Annotated in this window: 16 protein-coding genes; 13 read left to right on the top strand and 3 right to left on the bottom strand. The window is 65.1% G+C overall.

Translation table 11 applies throughout. The features are described from left to right. Positions 1 to 13: 13 nt before the first annotated feature. Positions 14 to 1,390 (bottom strand): glutamine synthetase family protein, encoded by a 1,377-nt coding sequence (locus tag J5M73_RS08130; RefSeq protein WP_102864203.1) that lies wholly within the window; start codon positions 1,388 to 1,390, stop codon positions 14 to 16. A gap of 266 nt (positions 1,391 to 1,656) precedes the next feature. Between J5M73_RS08130 and J5M73_RS08135 the strand changes: the two genes are divergently transcribed. The 8 genes from J5M73_RS08135 (at position 1,657) to J5M73_RS08170 (ending at position 9,557) form a co-directional block, all read left to right on the top strand. Next, positions 1,657 to 2,412, top strand: a complete 756-nt coding sequence (locus tag J5M73_RS08135) for a gamma-glutamyl-gamma-aminobutyrate hydrolase family protein (protein ID WP_102864202.1) — start codon at positions 1,657 to 1,659, stop codon at positions 2,410 to 2,412. Between the two features lie 250 nt (positions 2,413 to 2,662). Beyond that, complete coding sequence (potA, locus tag J5M73_RS08140) at positions 2,663 to 3,805, top strand: polyamine ABC transporter ATP-binding protein (protein WP_060838662.1); 1,143 nt, start codon at positions 2,663 to 2,665, stop codon at positions 3,803 to 3,805. 44 nt (positions 3,806 to 3,849) lie between these two features. Further along, complete coding sequence (locus tag J5M73_RS08145) at positions 3,850 to 4,731, top strand: ABC transporter permease subunit (protein WP_207815392.1); 882 nt, start codon at positions 3,850 to 3,852, stop codon at positions 4,729 to 4,731. Further along, positions 4,728 to 5,624, top strand: a complete 897-nt coding sequence (locus J5M73_RS08150) for an ABC transporter permease subunit (RefSeq protein ID WP_060838660.1) — start codon at positions 4,728 to 4,730, stop codon at positions 5,622 to 5,624. The genes J5M73_RS08145 and J5M73_RS08150 overlap by 4 nt, the downstream gene beginning before the upstream one ends. A gap of 141 nt (positions 5,625 to 5,765) precedes the next feature. Further along, complete coding sequence (locus J5M73_RS08155; protein ID WP_308811068.1) at positions 5,766 to 6,872, top strand: polyamine ABC transporter substrate-binding protein; 1,107 nt, start codon at positions 5,766 to 5,768, stop codon at positions 6,870 to 6,872. A gap of 353 nt (positions 6,873 to 7,225) precedes the next feature. Continuing rightward, the gene (locus J5M73_RS08160) at positions 7,226 to 7,750 is read left to right on the top strand and encodes a DUF2867 domain-containing protein (protein ID WP_060838658.1); all 525 of its coding nucleotides are present in this window, start codon (positions 7,226 to 7,228) and stop codon (positions 7,748 to 7,750) included. A 25-nt stretch (positions 7,751 to 7,775) separates the two neighbouring features. Then, positions 7,776 to 8,945 carry an N-methyl-L-tryptophan oxidase gene (solA, locus tag J5M73_RS08165; protein ID WP_207815370.1) on the top strand — a complete coding sequence of 390 codons (1,170 nt, stop codon included), beginning with the start codon at positions 7,776 to 7,778 and terminating at the stop codon, positions 8,943 to 8,945. Between the two features lie 171 nt (positions 8,946 to 9,116). Continuing rightward, the gene (locus J5M73_RS08170; protein ID WP_102864196.1) at positions 9,117 to 9,557 is read left to right on the top strand and encodes a CBS domain-containing protein; all 441 of its coding nucleotides are present in this window, start codon (positions 9,117 to 9,119) and stop codon (positions 9,555 to 9,557) included. 162 nt (positions 9,558 to 9,719) lie between these two features. Here J5M73_RS08170 and J5M73_RS08175 read toward each other — a convergent pair whose 3' ends face one another. Together J5M73_RS08175 and J5M73_RS08180 are read right to left on the bottom strand one after the other, a co-directional pair. Further along, the gene (locus J5M73_RS08175) at positions 9,720 to 11,063 is read right to left on the bottom strand and encodes a HAMP domain-containing sensor histidine kinase (protein WP_102864195.1); all 1,344 of its coding nucleotides are present in this window, start codon (positions 11,061 to 11,063) and stop codon (positions 9,720 to 9,722) included. Further along, on the bottom strand, positions 11,060 to 11,719 hold the full coding sequence (locus J5M73_RS08180) for a response regulator transcription factor (RefSeq protein WP_102864194.1): 660 nt from the start codon (positions 11,717 to 11,719) through the stop codon (positions 11,060 to 11,062). Before J5M73_RS08180 ends, J5M73_RS08175 begins: the two co-directional genes overlap by 4 nt. Positions 11,720 to 11,953: 234 nt before the next feature. Here J5M73_RS08180 and J5M73_RS08185 point away from each other — a divergent pair, with 234 nt between their 5' ends. The 5 genes from J5M73_RS08185 to J5M73_RS08205 all read left to right on the top strand — a co-directional run bounded on the left by J5M73_RS08185 (position 11,954) and on the right by J5M73_RS08205 (position 18,918). Then, positions 11,954 to 12,424, top strand: coding sequence for a DUF2271 domain-containing protein (locus tag J5M73_RS08185; RefSeq protein WP_102864193.1), 471 nt, complete (start codon positions 11,954 to 11,956; stop codon positions 12,422 to 12,424). Positions 12,425 to 12,450: 26 nt separating this feature from the next. Next, complete coding sequence (locus tag J5M73_RS08190) at positions 12,451 to 14,640, top strand: PepSY domain-containing protein (RefSeq protein WP_102864192.1); 2,190 nt, start codon at positions 12,451 to 12,453, stop codon at positions 14,638 to 14,640. After that, the gene (locus J5M73_RS08195) at positions 14,630 to 15,604 is read left to right on the top strand and encodes an FAD:protein FMN transferase (RefSeq protein ID WP_180988606.1); all 975 of its coding nucleotides are present in this window, start codon (positions 14,630 to 14,632) and stop codon (positions 15,602 to 15,604) included. Before J5M73_RS08190 ends, J5M73_RS08195 begins: the two co-directional genes overlap by 11 nt. A 55-nt stretch (positions 15,605 to 15,659) precedes the next feature. Beyond that, positions 15,660 to 16,361, top strand: a complete 702-nt coding sequence (locus J5M73_RS08200) for a VIT family protein (protein WP_102864190.1) — start codon at positions 15,660 to 15,662, stop codon at positions 16,359 to 16,361. 349 nt (positions 16,362 to 16,710) lie between these two features. Then, positions 16,711 to 18,918 (top strand): LTA synthase family protein, encoded by a 2,208-nt coding sequence (locus tag J5M73_RS08205; protein ID WP_347709943.1) that lies wholly within the window; start codon positions 16,711 to 16,713, stop codon positions 18,916 to 18,918. Positions 18,919 to 18,988: the final 70 nt, after the last annotated feature.

An 18,988-nucleotide genomic window follows, 5' to 3' on the forward strand; every position in this document is an offset into this window, starting at 1 on the left:
AGTGACACGGTCATCAGACCGTGTGCAGGTACCAGTTGTATTCCAGGTCGGAGATGGAGTTTTCGAACTCCGCCAACTCGCTTTCCTTACAGGCCACGAACACGTCGATGTACATCGGGTCGATGTACTTGGCCATCACTTCACTGTCGTCCAGTACGCGCAGGGCGTCCCGCAGGTTGGTGGGCAGGCTTTGTTCGTTCTGCTCGTAGGAGTTGCCTTCAACCGGCGCGCCCGGGTCGATCTTGTTGGTCAGGCCATGGTGAATGCCCGCCAGTACCGAAGCCATCAGCAGGTAAGGGTTGGCGTCGGCGCCGGCCACCCGGTGCTCGATGCGCACCGCATCGGCAGAACCGGTGGGTACGCGTACGGCCACGGTGCGGTTGTCGATGCCCCAGGTCGGCGAATTCGGCACGTAGAACTGCGCGCCGAAGCGGCGGTAGGAGTTGACGTTGGGGCACAGGAAGGCCATCTGCTCGGGCAGGGTGTCGAGCACGCCGCCGATGGCGTGACGCAGGGCTTCGTTGGTTTCCGGGTCTTCGCTGGCGAAGATGTTGTTGCCCTGCTTGTCGAGGATCGAGATGTGCACGTGCAGGCCGTTGCCCGCCTGGCCCGGGTAAGGCTTGGCCATGAAGGTGGTGTCCATTTCATGGTCGTAGGCGATGTTCTTCACCAGGCGCTTGAGCAGCACCGCGTAGTCGCAGGCTTTGATCGGGTCGCTGACGTGGTGCAGGTTGACTTCGAACTGCGCCGGGGCGCTTTCCTTGACGATGGCGTCGGCCGGAATGCCCTGCTCTTTCGCGCCCTCGAGAATGTCTTGCAGGCAGTCGACGTATTCGTCCAGATCGTCGATCAGGTAGACCTGGGTCGACTGCGGACGCTTGCCGGAAATCGGCGAACGGGGCGACTGTGGACGGCCGTTCACGTTGTCCTGGTCGATCAGGTAGAACTCCAGCTCGAAGGCGGCACAGATGGTCAGGCCCAGCTCGTCGAACTTGGTGACGACTTGGCGCAGCACTTCGCGGGGGTCGGCGAAGAATGGCTGGCCTTCAATCTCGTGCATGGTCATCAGCAGTTGCGCGGTGGGGCGCTTCTGCCAGGGCTCGACACTCAGGGTGCCGGGGATCGGATAGCAGATGCGGTCGGCGTCGCCGATGTCCAGGCCCAGGCCGGTGCTTTCCACCGTGGAGCCGTTGATATCCAGGGCAAACAGCGAGGCTGGCAGGTTGATGCCCTTCTCGTAGACCTTGTGCAGCGCGGTGCGCTCGATGCGCTTGCCGCGCACCACACCGTTCATGTCTGCAATCAGCAGATCGACGTAGAGAACCTCGGGGTGTTTTTTCAGGAAGGCATTGGCTTCATTGAGTTGAATGGCACGCGGGGGGACCGACATGATGCACCTATTGTGTTAATTATTATGTTCACTGCTGTGACACGCCAGCAGTCAACCCGAAAGAAAAACCGGAGTCAATAGCCAGCAACAGTGGCTTTTCGTCAATTATTTTGCTCCACTAGAGACAAATAACCGGCGCAATCCGCACCAGCTGCGGGTTTCGGACGATTAACGTTTAGAATTTTTTACATGGAAGTTGTTAATTAAAATCAACGAGGATAAGCTCTGGAAAAACTCGTTCCAGCGTGAATTTCGAGGTGATAAAAATGGCATTCAAGCCATTGATCGGCGTTACTGCGTGCGTCAAAGAGATCGGCCTGCACCCCTACCACGTCAGCGGCGACAAGTACTTGCGTGCTGTCAGCGTCGCGGCCGAGGGCCTGCCCCTGATCATTCCTTCCCTGGCGGATCTGATCGATATCGACGATCTGCTGCACAACATGGACGGGCTGCTGTTTACCGGCTCGCCATCCAATGTCGAACCCTTCCATTACCAGGGCACGCCCAGCGAACCGGGCACCGCCCACGACCCGCAACGCGATGCCACCACCCTGCCCCTGCTGCGCGCGGCGATTGCCGCTGGCGTGCCAGTGCTCGGCATCTGCCGCGGCTTCCAGGAAATGAACGTGGCCTTCGGCGGCAGCCTGCACCAGAAGGTGCATGAACTGCCGGGCTACATGGACCACCGCGAAGCCGACGACCCGCGCATCGAAGTGCAGTACGCCCCGGCGCACCCGGTGGCGATCCAGCCCGGCGGCGTGTTCGAGGCCATGGGCCTGGCCGGCGAGATCCAGGTCAACTCGATCCACAGCCAGGGCGTCGACCGCCTGGCCCCCGGCCTGCGGGTCGAGGCCGTGGCACCGGATGGCCTGATCGAGGCGCTGTCGGTGGAACACAGCACAGCCTTTGCCTTCGGCGTGCAGTGGCACCCGGAATGGCAGGTGCTGTCGAACCCGGCCTACCTGCGAATCTTCCAGGCCTTTGGCGACGCCTGCCGGCAACGGGCCGCGCAACGCCGCTAACCGGCAAACCCCGGCCGCTGCGGCGGCCTTCCAGGCATTCAACGAGATTCACCACGCCCTGCCCCGCGGCGAGCGCGCCTGTGCGCGCCCGACGTCCGGCGTGAGCAGCAAACGGCAAGACCACAACAACAAATAGCGTCAGGCCGCCAGGAAGGCAGCGCCGAATCAGCCCGCCCCCCCTGCGGGCTGGCAATCAACCTTTAGGCCCGGCCGAATTGGCCAGGCTGCTGACACCTGTTGGGAGTTTCACATGGCAAACGCCTCCAGCACTTACCGCAAGGCCCTCGAAGGCACCCCGAGCCCGCAGAAGGTCCTGGTCAAGATCGACCGCGTGACCAAGAAGTTCGATGAAACCGTGGCCGTGGACGATGTGTCCCTGGAGATCCACCAGGGCGAGATCTTTGCCCTGCTGGGCGGTTCCGGCTCCGGCAAATCCACCCTGCTGCGCATGCTCGCCGGCTTCGAACGCCCCACCGAGGGCCGCATCCTGCTGGATGGCGTGGACATCACCGACATGCCGCCCTACGAGCGGCCGATCAACATGATGTTCCAGTCCTACGCCCTGTTCCCGCACATGACCGTGGCCCAGAACATCGCCTTCGGCCTCAAGCAGGACCGCCTGCCGCCCGCCGAGATCGAGGCCCGGGTCGAGGAAATGCTCAAGCTGGTGCACATGACCCAGTACGCCCGACGCAAGCCGCACCAGTTGTCCGGTGGCCAGCGCCAGCGCGTGGCCCTGGCCCGCTCCCTGGCCAAGCGCCCCAAGCTGCTCTTGCTGGACGAACCCATGGGCGCCCTGGACAAGAAGCTGCGCTCGCAGATGCAGTTGGAACTGGTGGAAATCATCGAACGCGTGGGCGTGACCTGCGTGATGGTGACCCACGACCAGGAAGAGGCCATGACCATGGCCCAGCGCATCGCCATCATGCACCTGGGCTGGATCGCCCAGACCGGCAGCCCGGTGGACATCTACGAGGCGCCGGTGAGCCGCCTGGTGTGCGAATTCATCGGCAACGTCAACGCCTTCGACGGCACCGTCACCGAAGACCTGGAAGGCTACGCCATCATCGACTGCCCGGACCTTGAGCAACAGATCTACGTCGGCCACGGGGTCAGCACCTCGGTGCAGGACAAGTCGGTGACCTACGCGATTCGTCCGGAAAAGATGCTGGTCACCACCCTCAAGCCCGACGCCCGCTACAACTGGTCCAAAGGCAAGGTGCACGACATCGCCTACCTGGGCGGCCACTCGGTGTTCTACGTCGAGCTGCCCGGCGGCAAGATCGTCCAGTCGTTCATGGCCAACGCCGAGCGCCGTGGCGCGCGGCCGACCTGGGACGACCAGGTCTACGTCTGGTGGGAAGACGACAGCGGCGTGGTGCTGCGGGCATGAGGACTGCGACCATGAGCACGTTCAATCAGAAGTTGTTCCGTATGCTGCCCAGCGGGCGCAAGCTGGTGATCGGCATTCCTTTTCTCTGGCTGTTCCTGTTCTTCATGCTGCCGTTCTTTTTGGTGATGAAGATCAGCTTCTCGGAAGCGGCCCTGGCGATCCCGCCCTACTCGGAGATCTACAGTTACGCCGAGCAGAAATTCCAGCTGCTGCTGAACCTCGGCAACTACGCCATGCTGGCCGGCGACGAGCTGTACCTCTCGGCCTACCTGGGCTCGCTGAAGGTGGCGCTGCTGAGCACCCTGATGTGCCTGGTGGTGGGTTTTCCCATGGCCTACGCCATCTCCAAGGCCAGCAAGGAAGCGCAGAACGTCTTGCTGCTGCTGATCATGATGCCGACCTGGACCGCGATCCTGATCCGCGTCTACGCCTGGATGGGCATCCTCAGCAACAACGGCCTGCTCAACAGCTTCCTGCTGTGGACCGGGCTGATCAGCCAGCCGCTGGAAATCCTCAACACCAACACCGCCGTCTATATCGGCGTGGTCTACGCCTACCTGCCGTTCATGGTGCTGCCGCTGTACGCCAACCTGGTCAAGCATGACCAGAGCCTGCTGGAAGCCGCGTCAGACCTGGGGTCGAGCAACTTCAACAACTTCTGGAAGATCACCGTGCCCCTGGCCAAGAACGGCATCATCGCAGGCTGCATGCTGGTGTTCATTCCGGTGGTCGGCGAGTTCGTGATTCCGGAACTCCTGGGCGGCCCGGAAACCCTGATGATCGGCCGCGTGCTGTGGCAGGAATTCTTCAACAACCGTGACTGGCCGGTGGCCTCCGCCCTGGCGGTGGTGATGCTGGCGATCCTGATTATTCCGATCCTGCTGTTCAACCGCAGCCAGGCCAAAGAGATGGAGGCACGGGCATGAAACGCTTCGAATTTTCCAAACTGATGCTGGTGCTGGGCCTGCTGTTCATCTACCTGCCGATGCTGATCCTGGTGATCTACTCGTTCAACGCCTCCAAGCTGGTGACGGTGTGGGGCGGCTGGTCAATCAAGTGGTACGTCGGCCTGCTGGACAACCAGCAGTTGATGGGCTCGGTGGCCCGCTCCCTGGAGATCGCCTGCTACACCGCCGTGGCGGCGGTGGCCCTGGGCACCCTGGCGGCCTTCGTGCTGACCCGGGTCACGCGCTTCAAGGGCCGTACCCTGTTCGGCGGCCTGGTCACCGCACCGCTGGTGATGCCCGAGGTGATCACCGGCCTGTCGCTGTTGCTGCTGTTCGTGGCCATGGCGCAATTGATCGGCTGGCCCATGGAACGCGGCATCGTCACCATCTGGATCGCCCACACCACATTCTGCGCCGCCTACGTGGCCGTGGTAGTCTCCGCGCGCCTGCGGGAGCTGGACCTGTCCATCGAAGAAGCGGCGATGGACCTGGGAGCGCGACCGTTCAAGGTGTTCTTCCTGATCACCATCCCGATGATCGCGCCGTCGCTGGCGGCCGGCGGCATGATGTCCTTTGCCCTATCCCTGGATGACCTGGTGCTGGCCAGCTTCGTTTCCGGCCCGGGTTCCACCACCTTGCCGATGGAAGTGTTCTCGGCGGTGCGCCTGGGGGTCAAACCCGAGATCAATGCCGTGGCCAGCCTGATCCTGCTGGCGGTATCGCTGGTGACCTTCCTGGTCTGGTACTTCGGCCGTCGCGCCGAAGCGGCACGCAAGCGGGCGATCCAGGAAGCCATGGACTTCACCGCCAACGAATCCTGGCAGCCACCGGCGGCGAAAAAACCTGCGGTACCCGCGCCGGCGACGGCCTGACGGCCTCTTCGCCAGCCAGCTGGCTCCTACGGATAACCCAAACCTGTAGGAGCCAGCTTGCTGGCGAAAAAGGCTCACCCGAACCCCCGAGTTGCAAACGCAGCAATCTGCACAATAAGAAATGGAGTTGTAGTAATGAAAATGCCTGGCAGGACACTGTTCGCCAAAACCCTGCTCTCAGTGTCCTTGATGGGCGCACTGTTGACCGGCGCTCAAGCCAACGACAAAGTGCTGCGCGTCTACAACTGGTCGGACTACATCGCCCCGGACACCCTGAAAAAGTTCGAGGCCGAAACCGGCATCCATGTCACCTACGACGTCTTCGACAGCAACGAAACCCTGGAAGCGCGCCTGCTCACCGGCAAGTCCGGCTACGACATCGTGGTGCCGTCCAACAGCTTCCTGGCCAAGCAGATCAAGGCCGGGGTCTACCAGGAACTGGACAAGTCCAAGCTGCCCAACTGGAAGAACCTCAACCCGGTGCTGCTCAAGAACGCCTCCGCCAGCGACCCGGGCAACGCCCACGCCTTCCCCTACATGTGGGGCTCGATCGGCATCGGCTACAACCCGGACAAGGTCAAGGCGGCCCTGGGCACTGATGCCCCGATCAACTCCTGGGACCTGCTGTTCAAGCCGGAGAACGCCGAGAAGCTCAAGGCCTGCGGCATCAGCTTCCTCGACTCGCCCACCGAGATGCTCCCCGCCGCCCTGCACTACCTGGGCTACCCGGTGACCAGCAAGGACAAGGCGCAGATCCTCGAAGCCCAGGAACTGTTCATGAAGATCCGGCCTTCGGTGACCTACTTCCATTCCTCCAAGTACATCTCGGACCTGGCCAACGGCAACATCTGCGTGGCCGTGGGTTACTCCGGCGACGTGCTGCAAGCCCGTTCCCGCGCCGAAGAGGCCGGCAACAAGGAGAAGGTCGCCTTCAGCATTCCCAAGGAAGGCGCCGGCAGCTTCTACGACATGATGGCCATCCCCAAGGACGCCACCAACGTCGACAACGCCTACCTGTTCATGAACTTCCTGATGCGCGCGGACATCATCGCCGAGGTCACCAACAGCCTCGGCTACAGCAACGCCAACGCGGCGGCCACGCCACTGGTGGACGAAGCGATCCGCAACGACCCGGCGTCCTACCCGCCACAAGAGGTACTGGCCACCCTGTACGCGGTGCCGGACCAGCCGATTGCCATCCAGCGCGTGATGAACCGCGGCTGGACCAGGATCAAGCTGGGTAAATGATCCAAGGTGCCCGCCGCGGGCGGGCACGGCTGCCCTTTTTCCGTTCATGTCGCGCCTTACCACCGCGACACTCCTGCGAACGGCTTCACCCAGCTCCCTCGGTTGGGGTGAATCCTTGGCGCCTTCGGGCGCCTTTTTTGCGTTCTCTGCCTTCCCTGCTGCCGCAGGCTGCGAACGGCTTGGGCGGCATATCGACGCAGCAAACGCAGCGATCCTGAAGGCAGCAGAGGGGCCTGCGGCCCCTGTCGCTGCAACAGGCTGTTCCCCGCTCCTGGAAGTGGTATTTTTTGCCGCTTCTGGCGTGGCTGATCGGCATACAGCCCCAGCCGCCAGTTCTACAGGGAGCCGTATCGATGAAAACCGCTGTTCACCCTTGCCCACTGCCCAGTGACTCCAGCATCGCTGCCCTGGCCCCGGGGGCGAGCTTCATCGACTGTCGCCGCACCCTGGCCGAGGACCCCGAGCGCAGCGCCATGCGCCACCTGCTGTGCCTGATGAGCCAGACTCCGGCCTGGATCGACCGCATGATGGGCCTGCGCAACCGCGTGGTGCAGTTGTTCGGTCTCAAGGACCTGGGGCGCCTGACCCGCATCGACCTGGCGCGCCCCGACGAGGATTACCAGCCCGGCGACCGGGTCGGCATCTTCACCCTGATCTCCCAAAGCCCCGACGAAGTGCTGGTGGTGGACCGCGACAAGCACCTGGACGTGCACCTGTCGCTCAACCTCCAGCCCCTGACCGCCGAGGGCCTGCGCCCGGTGGTGCTGAGCACCGTGGTGCATCCGCACAACCGCCTGGGGCGCCTGTACATGCTGCCGGTGGCGCCGTTCCACCGGATCATCGCGCCCATGACCCTGGCCACGATCAACCGTCGCTGAGCCGCCACCCTTCAAGGATCTTGCCGTGCAGACACCCGAATTCGATGTTGTCGTTGTAGGCCTGGGCGCCATGGGCGCCGCCACCCTCTATCAACTGGCCAAGCGCGGGGTCAAGGTGGCGGGCATCGACCGCTTCGCCCCGCCCCATGATCAGGGCTCCAGCCACGGCGACACGCGCATCACCCGCCAGGCCGTGGGCGAAGGCGCGGCCTACGTGCCCCTGGCGATCCGTTCGCAAGAGATCTGGCGCGAGCTGGAAGCCGAACTGGATGTGCAGTTGTTCGAGCAGTGCGGCGTGCTGGTGATGACCGCCAGCACCGATCCGCTGCGGCCGGCGGACGCCCGGGACTTCACCGACAACAGCATCGAACTGGCCCGGCGCTATGGCATCGAGCACCAAGTGCTGGACGCCACCGAGATCCGTCAACGCTTCCCGCAGTTCGCCCCGCTGGATGACAGCGCCCGGGGCTACTTCGAGCCCGGCGGTGGTTTTGTCCGCCCGGAACGCTGCATCGACGCGCAACTGACCAGGGCCCGGCAACTGGGGGCGACCCTGATCACCGGCCAGACCGTGCAGGAGCTCAAGTCCGACGCCGGGGGCGTGGAGATCATCAGCACCGGCTCGCCGATCAAGGCCCGGAAAGTCATCGTCAGCGCCGGCATGTGGTCGGCGCAGCTGCTCGGCGCGCCCTTCGACGCCCTGCTGCAGGTCTGCCGTCAGCAGCTGTACTGGTTCCGCCTCGATGAGCCCCGACACTACCCAGCCCGCTCGCCGAGCTTCATCCTCCACAGCGCCGACGATATCGACACCTGCTATGGCTTCCCACCGATTCCCGGCGAAGGCAGCGTGAAGATCGCCACCGAGCAATACAGCGTCAGCAGCCAGCCGGACAGCCTCGACCGCCAGCCCAGCCTCGCCGACGCCCAGCGCCTGTTCCACGAGCTGGTAGCGCCGCATATCGCCGGGCTGGCGCCGGAGTTGGTGAAGGCCAGCGTCTGCGCCTACACCGTGACTCCGGATTCGGGCTTTATCATCGACCGCCACCCGCACCTTGCCCACGTCACCGTGGTCAGTGCCTGCTCCGGTCATGGTTTCAAGCACTCGGCGGCGATTGGCGAAGCCTTGGCCCAGTTGCAGGTGGACGGGCACAGCGAGATCGACCTGGGCAGTTTCTCTCTGCAGCGCTTCCTCTGAAGGCAACGCCCCCTTTATCGGGGCGCTGATGAAAAAAAAATCCCCCGGGCTGACGTTTTTCGCCGTTTATCTGCCGTTTTCAGCCTTGCCGACGGGCCCAGTCTCTACGATTCTTTAACAACCCCTCAGGGCGGCGCATCGCCGCCCCACGTAGAACCCTCGGAGCGCCCCATGAAGAGCGTCGCAGAACTGCTGAAACTCAAGGCCAAGCACAACCAGCAAGTGCACACCATCGCCCCGCACCAGATGGTCCTGGAAGCGCTGATGCTGATGGCCGAAAAAAACGTCGGCGCCTTGCCGGTGATGGAGAACGGTCAAGTGGTTGGGGTCATCAGCGAGCGCGACTATGCGCGCAAACTGGTGCTCCACGGGCGCTCTTCGGTGGGCACCCCGGTCAGCGCCATCATGAGCTCGCCGGTGATCACCGTGGACTCCCACCAGAGCGTGGAAACCTGCATGAGCATCATGACCGACAGCCACCTGCGCCACCTGCCGGTGGTGGAGAACGGCCAACTCCTGGGCCTGCTGTCCATTGGCGACCTGGTCAAGGAAGCCATTGCCGAACAGGCCGACCTGATCCGCCAGCTGGAGCAGTACATTCGCGGCGAGTAACCCCGCAAACCTTGCACCGCCCCAAACGGCGCCTTCGCTGGCCCGCCAGCTCCTACAGACGCTCGCTCAGCGGCAGCCCATTGCGTAGGAGCCGGCTTGCCGGCGAACAGGCCCGCAAGCCTTGCACCGATCCAACCGGCGCCTTCGTTGGCAAGCCAGCGCCTACGATTGGCTCGGCCTCTCCAGGGGAAAGTGCACGCGAACTTCGAAGCCGTCGTCGCGGCCACTGGCCGGTGAGGCCAGGTGCAACTGGCCGCCGACGCCGTGGACGATACTCTGGGCAATCGCCAGGCCCAGGCCCGAACCGCTGGTTTCGCTGTTGCCACGCACAAAACGTTCGGTCAGGCGTTGCAGTACCTCCGCCGGCACCCGCGGCCCGCCATTGATCACCCGCAAGCAACCGTCGGCGCCGAGGCTGATCTCTACCGGCTGCGCCGGATCGCCATATTTCAGGGCGTTCTCGATCAGGTTGCGCAGCAGGATGCCAAAGGCGTCCGGATCGATGGCCGTGCACACCCGGGCCGCCTCCGGCAACTGCAGGTTGATCCGCGCCGCCGCGCCGCGATTCCACTCCTCCACGCCATGGGCCAGCAACGGAATCAGGTCCTCGGGGGTTTGCGAGAGCAGCCCGCCGCCCTCTGCCTTGGCCAGCTGCATGAGCTTTTCCGAGAGCCTGGCCAGTTCCCGCAGGGCGTTCTCGATCTTCGCCGCCCGCACCTGCAAGGGGCCCTCTGGGGCTTCCTGGCGCAGGCGCTGGATCTGCGCCAGGGTCGCGGCCAGGGGCGTGCGCAGTTCATGGGCGCTGTTGGCAGTGAAGCTACGCTCCGCTTCCAGGGCTTTGCGCAGGCGCTCCAGCAGATGATTGACCGCCTCGGCCAGGGGATCGATTTCCGCCGGCAGGCGCGCCACCTTGATCGGTGACAAGTCGCCCACACCCCGGGATTCCACCGCCCGCCGGTATGCCAGCACGCTGCGCAAGCTGATGCGCACGAACACCCAGGTGCCCAGCAGGCTGATGGGAATCAGCCCGAGCAAGGGCAGCAACAACGCCAGCAACGCCTCCCGCGAGGCTTCGCGACGGTGGGCCAGGGGCTCGGCGATTTCGATGACGATCGAGTCGTTCTCGATGCTGGCGCTGTACAGGCGGTATTTGTCCGTGGTGCTGAAGCCGGGGCTTGGGCGGTGGCTGAAGATTTTCAGTTTGGCGTCGTGGGAGCGCATGAGGATTCTCCCCTCGGCATCGCGCACCAGGTAGGTCAGGTACTCGCTGTCCATCTTCAGAGTCGCCACGTGCCGCGCCCGACGCGGCCCGCGACGGTTGCCGATCTCCAGCGCGGCCAGGGGCAGGATGCGCTGGGCAGTGGCCTCCAGGGCGCTGTCGAAGGTTTCATCCAGCTCGTGCTGGACCACCAGCCAGGTGCCGGCGGTAGCCCCCAGCCAGAGCAGGGTCATGCCCAGGGTCAGGCCCAGGCTCAAGCGTTTTTGCAGGCTGATGGGACGCTTCATGCGGGCATCAGCCGGTAGCCCATGCCGCGCACGGTTTCAATCAGTTCGCGGCCGAGCTTCTTGCGCAGGCGGCTGACGTAGACCTCGATGGTGTTGCTTTCGATTTCCGCGCCGAAGGCATACAGCCGCTCCTCCAACTGCGACTTGGAGAGCAAGGCGCTGGGACGCTGGACAAAGGCCTCGAACACCGCCCATTCGCGGGCAGTGAGGTCGATGATGCTGCCGCCGCGCTGCACGGTGCGGGCACTCAGGTCCACCTGCAGCTCGCCGAGGCGGATCTGCGGGTTGGGGTTGCCGCTGTAGCGCCGAGCCACCGCGGCGACCCGCGCCGACAGTTCGAACAGGTCGAAGGGCTTGACCAGATAATCGTCGGCGCCGGCGTTGAGCCCGGCGATGCGCTCGGAAATCTGGTCCTGGGCGGTGAGGATGATCACCGGGGTCACATCCCCGGCGCTGCGGCGCTGACGCAGAAACTCCAGGCCGCGCCCGTCAGGCAGCATCAGGTCCAGCAGGATCAGGTCATAGGGCGTGCTGGCGACACTGGCCCGGGCCTGCTCCAGGCGCTGCACCCAGTCCACGGCGTGGCCATCGTCGGCAATCTGCTCGCGCACCGCATCCCCCAGCCCTGTCGCATCCTCGACCAATAACACCCGCATCGACGTTCTCCTGTACCTGTGTGGTGCTGCACCTTAACCGCTGAACCTGACGCGAATCTGAAGACGCCGCCGGCCTGATCAGGGTAGCCAGTGTCGCGCCCGCGGGATGCGAGGCAGATCAGCAAAAGCCCGAGTCGCCGAGAGCACCACGACCTGAAGTTTTTCCCCGGCCTTCAGGTTGCTGTCAGCTAACCGGCCCAGGCTGCAGCCACATTCAGCAAAAAGGACAGCCTCATGAACAAGCTTGTCGTCGCCGGTTGCCTCACCGCGGCCCTGGCCCTGCCAGCACTGGCCCAGGCCCGTGAAGTGACCCTGACCACCCAGCTCAAGCCCTACAGCGGCAACGGTGCTTACCTGGCGATCTACCTCACCGACGCCAACGGCGCCTACCAGAAGACCCTGTGGGTCGCCGGCAAAAAGGCCAAGTACTACAAGCACCTGCCGGACTGGGCCCGCGGTGGCGGCACGGTTGCCGGTCAGTACGACGGCGTCAGCGGCGCCAGCGTGGGCAGCGGCGAGACCCTGACCGTCAGCGCCGATCTGGCGGACAGCCTGATCGACGCCGGCTATCAGATCCGCATCGACAGCGCCGTGGAAGACCAGCGCGATGTGCGCGCGGACGTGGTCCTGCCCCTGACACTCAAGGGCGCAGGCCAGCCCGCCAGCGGCAGCACCTATGTGCAGTCGCTGCGCTACGACCTGTAAGCCCTGCGCCTTGAGGAGGCCCGACCATGTTGCGCTCGTTGCACTCAATTCCCGGACTGCTGGCCGCCCTGCTGGTGATGCTGCTGGCCATCAGCGGCGCGACCCTGGCGCTGATCCCGGCCCTGGAACGCCTGCAGGCGCCCCCCGCGGCGGCCGACATCAGCGTGGCGCAACTGGCCGGGCGCGTGGCCGGCCAGCTGGGCGGGATCGAGCAGATCCGCCGCACGCCTTCGGGCACGCTGATCGTCTATCACCGAGAGCATGGCCAGACCTTGGCCAGCCGCGTCGATCCACAGACCGGTGCGCTGCTCGCGCCCTACACGCCCTCGGCCTTGGCCCGCTGGGTCAAGGAACTGCACCGCTCGCTGTTTCTCGACACCCCGGGGCATATCGTGTCGGCCCTGGGCGCCCTGGCAATGCTGTTGCTGTCGGCGTCCGGCGCCGTGCTGCTGGCTCGCCGCGCCGGTGGCTGGGGCAAGCTGCTGCGGCCGTTGCGCGGCAATTTCAGCCAGCGCTGGCACGCCGAAGTGGGACGTCTGACGATCCTTGGCCTGCTGCTGTCGGCCCTGAGCGGGCTGTACCTGTCGGCCGGCACCTTGGGCCTGATCGCCGACGACGGCCAGAACCAACCGCCCTTGCCGCCCCCGATCAGCGCCGGCCCGGCCTTGCCGGTGGCCAGCCTCGCGGCGCTGCAGGCCCTGGACCTCAACGATCTGCGCGAATTGGTCTACCCCGACCCTGGCAACCCCAAGGACCTGTACAGCCTGCACACCCGCAGCGGCCAAGGTTATGTCGATCCGGCCAGCGGTGCCCTGCTGGCCTTCCAACCCGACAGCGGGATGCAGCAGCTTGATGCGCTCATCTATCGACTGCACACCGGGGAAGGCCTGTGGTGGCTGGGCCTGCTGCTGGGCGTGTGCGCCCTGGGGGTACCGCTGATGAGCCTCACCGGCCTGTGGCTGTGGTGGCGCCGGCGGCGCGACGCGGTGGCGATCGACGACAATTGCCCGGCCGACGCCGCCGACTGCGTGATCCTGGTGGGCAGCGAAAACAACAGCACCTGGGGCTTTGCCCGGACCCTGCAGCAGGCCCTGGTGGCGGCAGGACGCAAGGTCCACAGCGCACCGATGAACCAGCTGCGTAGCGACTACCCCAAGGCCCGCCAGTTACTGATCCTCACCGCCACCCACGGCGACGGCGATGCCCCGGCCTCGGCCAGCGACTTCCTCGCGCGCCTGCAACAACAGCCGCTGGCGCCTGATCTGAAGTACGCCGTGCTGGGCTTTGGCGACCGGCAGTTCCCGCGTTTCTGCGGCTTTGCCGAACAGGCACACAAGGCCTTGAGCGCCAGCGGTGCGCAGTGCCTGCTGCCCCAGGAAAACATCCATCGCCAGTCGCCCCAGGAATTCCGCCGCTGGGGCCAGGCCCTGGGCCGGGCCTTGGGCCTGCCCCTGGACCTGCAGCATCAGGCCCACGCCCTGCCCTGCCAGGAGTGGCAACTGGTGGAGTCGGTGGCCTATGGCGATCAGGTCCAGGCGCCGACGCGGATCCTGCGCTTCAAGGCCGCCAACGGCAGCGGGCAACAGTTACCCGAGTTCCAGGCCGGCGACCTGGTGGGCATCCTGCCCCCCGGCACGACCCAGCCCCGCTTCTATTCCCTGGCCAGCAGCCGCGTCGACGGGGTGCTGGAGATCTGCGTGCGCAAGCACCCGGGCGGCCTATGCTCGGGCTTTCTCCATGATCTGCACCTGGGCGCGCGAATCCAAGGTTTCATCCAGCCCAATCCGCAGTTTCGTCCGCTTAAAGGCGCGCAGCCGGTGATCCTGATCGGTGCCGGCACTGGCATCGGCCCATTGGCGGGGTTCATCCGCGGCAACCGCTCCCGGCAGCCCATGCACCTGTACTGGGGCGGGCGTCACCCAGCCTCGGACTTTCTCTACGAGCCGGAGCTCAAGGGCTACCTGGCCGACCGGCGCCTGACCGCCCTGCGCGCGGCCTTCTCCCAGGTCCAGGAGCGCGGTTACGTGCAGGACCGGCTGCTGGCCGATGCCCTGGCACTGCGCCGGCTGGTGGAAAAAGGCGCCCAGGTGCTGGTCTGCGGCAGCCGGGACATGGCCAAGGGCGTGATGCTGGCCCTGGACGAAGTGCTGGCCCCGCTCAATCTCAGCGTACTGACCCTCAAGGCCCAAGGACGTTACCGTGAAGATGTCTACTGAAACCGCCGCACTGCAGCGCTACAGCCTCAACGGCCCGACCATGGGCAGCCGCTACAGCGCGCTGTTCTACGCCGCCCCGGGCTTCGCCACCCAGGACCTTGGCGAGCGTCTGGCCCAGGCCGTGGCGCGGGTCGAGCAGCAGATGTCGGGGTGGAACCCCCAGTCCGATCTCAACCGCCTCAACGCCGCGCCCCGGCATCGCTGGATCAGCGTGCCCCGGGAGCTGATGAGCGTCATCACCACGGCGCTGCGGGTCAGCGAGCAATCGTGCGGTGCCTTCGAGATTGGCGTGGGGGATCTGGTCCAGAGCTGGGGCTTTGGCCCCACGCCACGGACCCTGGACCTGCCGGCCTTGCGTGAACTGGGCCGGCAGCGTCGCTGCCCGGCCACCAGCGCCCTGGTGCTGGAGCCCAGGCGCCACCGCCTGCGCAAGCGCGGCAAACTGCGCCTGGACCTCAACGGCATCGCCAAGGGCTTTGGCGTCGATGAGCTGGCCCGGGCCCTGGAAGCCTCCGGCATCCGCGACTACCTGGTAGGGATCGACGGCGAAATGCGCGCCCGGGGCCGCAAGCCCGGGGGCCAGCCCTGGAGCGTGGCCGTGGAAAAACCCCTGCGCGGCGAACGCCAAGTGATGGGGGTAATGGAACTGGAAGATGCGGCCATTGCCACCTCCGGCGACTACCGCCGGTGGGTGGACATCGCCGGGCATTCCTACGCCCATACCCTCGACCCGACGACGGGCGAACCCCTGCGCAATCGTCTGGCCTCGGTCAGTGTGGTGGCCAGCAGCTGCATGCTGGCCGACGCCTGGGCCACCGCGCTGCTGGTACTCGGTGAAGTCGAGGGGCCACGGCTGGCCCAGGAACGCGGTATGGATGCCTTGTTCGTGATCCGCGACGGTACGCAGTGGCGGGAAGTGTCTATTGTGGGTGGACAGCTGCAGGCCGAGATCGAGGCCCGCTGAAACCCGTATCCGCAGCTTCCGTGTCTGCAATGCCATCAACCTGAGTCCATCGCCGATGAAATTCATGCACCGACACCGCGAACTGCACCGCAACGACCGCATCGGTTGGTTGCGCGCCGCCGTCCTGGGGGCCAATGACGGGATCGTCTCCACCGCCAGCCTGCTGATCGGCGTGGCCGCGGCCAGCGCCAGCCACGGCACACTGCTGGTGACCGGCATGGCCGGGCTGGTGGCGGGGGCCATGTCCATGGCCGCCGGAGAATACGTTTCCGTGCACTCCCAGGCGGACACCGAACAGGCCGACCTGGCCCGGGAACGGCTCGAACTGGCCAGCGACCACCCGGCCGAGCTCAACGAACTGGCCCGTATCTACCAGAGCCGCGGCGTGAAGCCGGAACTGGCACGGCAAGTGGCGGAGCAACTGATGGCCCACGACGCCCTGGGAGCTCACGCCCGGGACGAACTGGGCATCAGCGAGGCCCTGGCGGCCAACCCGCTGCAGGCGGCGCTGGCCTCGGCGGCGAGCTTCGTGGTGGGCGCGGCCCTGCCCCTGGCGGTGACCTTCATGGCCCCGACCCACAGCGTGGTGCCGTGGATTGCCGGCATGTCCCTGGTGTTCCTCGGCGGCCTGGGGGGCCTGGCAGCCCGTGCCGGTGGTGCCAAAGTGCTCCCGGGTGCCTGGCGCGTGACCCTCTGGGGCGCCCTGGCCATGGGCCTTACCGCCGCCGTGGGCAGCCTGTTCGGTAGCGTGGTCTGAGCCAGTAGCAGGCTTGCCGGCGAATAGCCCCTCAAGACACGCACCGCCCTGCCGGGCGCCATCGCTGGCAAGTCAGCACCTGCAACAGCGCGGCACCATCAACTTGGAGCAGATCCAGCGGTGCGGTTTTTTTCACACTCTGAAATAGTAAATCCCGCCACTGACAGCCCTGTCCACAACAGCCGTCAGACGCCTGAACACTGGCCTTCAGCTCAATCTGAAGAGCATCCGGGCCAATTCTCAACTCGGCCAAAACTGAATTCCCCCCACGAATAAGAAACGTCTCACCTGAAGCTCTTGTTAAACTCGCGCACATTTGCGTGAAGATTTGATGACAGGCAGGTTATTTGTGAAGTTGATCCGTCGTTGCCTCCAACACCCTCTTGCTCCCCTGTGCACCTTGTTCGGCTTGCTGTTGCTGGTGCCAATGGGCGCACGCCTGGCTCTGGGCTGGTCCAATCCGCTGGGTTACCTGTCTGACCTGGCCAGCGCCAGTCTGCTGACCCTGCTCTTGTACCGCCGCCGCTGGTGGCTGGCGCTGCCGGTGCTGCTGGTGTGGGCGCTGCTGACCCTGGTCAGCGCCGAGCTGGTAAGCGCGGTGGGCCGCATGCCCAACCTCGCCGATCTGCACTACCTGGTGGACCCGCAGTTTGTCGGCAATTCCACCGGCGGCGGCCTGACCCACCCTGAGCTGGGGCTGACCCTGGTGTTGGGGCTGGTGCTGTGGCTGGTGGTCCAGCGCAGCAGTCGTGCAGTGAAAACCCCGACACTGCCACGCACGCTCTGGATTCTGCCACTGGGCTTGCTCCTGGCCCACGGCGCCACCCAATACCTCAAACCCAGCGAAGCCGATCAGTGGCAGCTGTTCAACCTGCCCCACCAGGCCCTGGCCACCGCCACCGGCCAGGCGCAGATGCAATTGGAAGACTGGCTGCAAGGCGATGTCGCCGATGTGCCGCCGCCCATGGCCGGGCTGACCCGTCTCGACCTTGAAGGCCAGCCGCTGCTGCCCAGCGCCGGCCGCGCGCGCAACGTGCTGCTGATTACCCTGGAAGGCATTCCCGGGGCCTATATCCGCACCAACCGCGAGGCCCTGAACAGCCATTACCAGGAAGACTTGATGCCCAAGCTCAGCGCCTGGGCCGAGCGTGGCATGAACACCCCGGACTACGTGCTGCACAGCCACCAGACCATTCGCGGCCTGTACGCCATGCTCTGCGGCGACTACGACAAGCTCGACAACGGCACCCCCAAAGGCGTCGAGATGCTCACCCAGAACCAGCGCAACCAGGCCTGCCTGCCGGCGCAGATGCACAAGTTCGGTTTCAACACCCACTACCTGCAAGGCGCCGGCCTGCGCTTCATGGCCAAAGACAAGATCATGCCGCACATCGGCTTTGACGCGACCCATGGCCTTGAGTGGTTCAAGAACGACAACTACCTGGAATTCCCCTGGGGCAAGGACGACAAGGCCTTCTTCGAAGGCGCCCTGAGCTACGTGGATCAGTTGAAGAAGAAAAAACAGCCATGGATGCTCACCCTGCTGACCGTCGGCACCCACCAGCCCTACTCCGCGCCCGAGGACTACCTGGAGCGCTACGAGACGCCCAAGCAGGCGGCGGTCGGCTACCTGGACGACGCCATCGACCAGTTCCTCACGGGGCTGGAACGCAAGGGCGTGCTCAAGGACACCCTGGTGATCATCACCTCCGATGAATCCCACGGCATCGACGGCGTGCGCCTGGCCTCGTCCTGGGGCTTCAACCTGATGCTGGCCCCGGACCAGGACCTGCTGCCCCATCTCAAGTCCGGGACCTACGGCCACGTCGACCTCAGCGCCTCGGTGCTGGACTACTTCGGCCTGCCGGTGCCCGCCAGCCTCAGCGGCCGCTCGTTGTTCCGCGACTACACCCAGGGCCGGGAAATCATGTCCTACACCAACGGCAAGCTGCGCTACCACGACGGCCAGGGCACCTTCACCGAATGTGATTTCCAGCAGCGCTGCCGCTACTACTCAAGCACCGGTTTCATCGCCGACAGCGCCAGTCTGCAGGGTCAGTACGGCGGCCTGCGGGCCCGGCAGATCAGTGCCCGAGCCACGCACCTGGATCGCAGCCTGCTGCAATCGCCGCTGAACCAGCACTATCAGTTCGGCAGCCCGGCGATCATCCCGCTGCAGGCGCAGATCAAGGATGACTGGGCCGACAACCTGATCGGCGCCCAGTACCTGGAAATGCCCAAGGGTTCCCAGACCCGGGTGCGTTTCACCGTGCGCTCCGCCGACCCGCAGCAGAACGCCTACATCCTGCTCAAGGGCAAGGAACTGGAACAGGACGTCCCCCTGGGCCTGCCGGAAGAAATGCTGGTAACCCCCGACCAGCCGCTGCAGATGGACTTCAGCTTCGACAACCCGGAAACCCGCAAGGCGTTCTCCTTCCACCTTCTGGGCTACGGCCTGGGCGCGGTGGAAGTCAGCGACTTCAGCGTGATTACCGAGTTGCCGGGGCAACCTGAAAACGTCGACCCCGAAGAAGACAGCAGCGCCCATTCCAGCTGAACCCTGCCGGACATCGAGCAGCGCCCTTTCGGGCGACGCTCGATGCGCCCCTCTACACGCCCCGCAAAAA

Source organism: Pseudomonas sp. 50_B (genome assembly GCF_017491625.1).
Taxonomy (GTDB): domain Bacteria; phylum Pseudomonadota; class Gammaproteobacteria; order Pseudomonadales; family Pseudomonadaceae; genus Aquipseudomonas; species Aquipseudomonas danubii.

Bases quoted from the DNA above. Each gene is read 5' to 3' on its own strand.
- J5M73_RS08185 (WP_102864193.1), top strand. From the start codon at position 11,954: ATGAACAAGCTTGTCGTCGCCGGTTGCCTCACCGCGGCCCTGGCCCTG.
- J5M73_RS08135 (WP_102864202.1), top strand. From the start codon at position 1,657: ATGGCATTCAAGCCATTGATCGGCGTTACTGCGTGCGTCAAAGAGATC.
- J5M73_RS08190 (WP_102864192.1), top strand. From the start codon at position 12,451: ATGTTGCGCTCGTTGCACTCAATTCCCGGACTGCTGGCCGCCCTGCTG.
- J5M73_RS08195 (WP_180988606.1), top strand. From the start codon at position 14,630: ATGTCTACTGAAACCGCCGCACTGCAGCGCTACAGCCTCAACGGCCCG.
- J5M73_RS08200 (WP_102864190.1), top strand. From the start codon at position 15,660: ATGAAATTCATGCACCGACACCGCGAACTGCACCGCAACGACCGCATC.
- J5M73_RS08130 (WP_102864203.1), bottom strand. From the start codon at position 1,390: ATGTCGGTCCCCCCGCGTGCCATTCAACTCAATGAAGCCAATGCCTTC.
- J5M73_RS08180 (WP_102864194.1), bottom strand. From the start codon at position 11,719: ATGCGGGTGTTATTGGTCGAGGATGCGACAGGGCTGGGGGATGCGGTG.
- J5M73_RS08170 (WP_102864196.1), top strand. From the start codon at position 9,117: ATGAAGAGCGTCGCAGAACTGCTGAAACTCAAGGCCAAGCACAACCAG.
- potA (WP_060838662.1), top strand. From the start codon at position 2,663: ATGGCAAACGCCTCCAGCACTTACCGCAAGGCCCTCGAAGGCACCCCG.
- J5M73_RS08155 (WP_308811068.1), top strand. From the start codon at position 5,766: ATGCCTGGCAGGACACTGTTCGCCAAAACCCTGCTCTCAGTGTCCTTG.
- J5M73_RS08160 (WP_060838658.1), top strand. From the start codon at position 7,226: ATGAAAACCGCTGTTCACCCTTGCCCACTGCCCAGTGACTCCAGCATC.
- J5M73_RS08175 (WP_102864195.1), bottom strand. From the start codon at position 11,063: ATGAAGCGTCCCATCAGCCTGCAAAAACGCTTGAGCCTGGGCCTGACC.
- J5M73_RS08150 (WP_060838660.1), top strand. From the start codon at position 4,728: ATGAAACGCTTCGAATTTTCCAAACTGATGCTGGTGCTGGGCCTGCTG.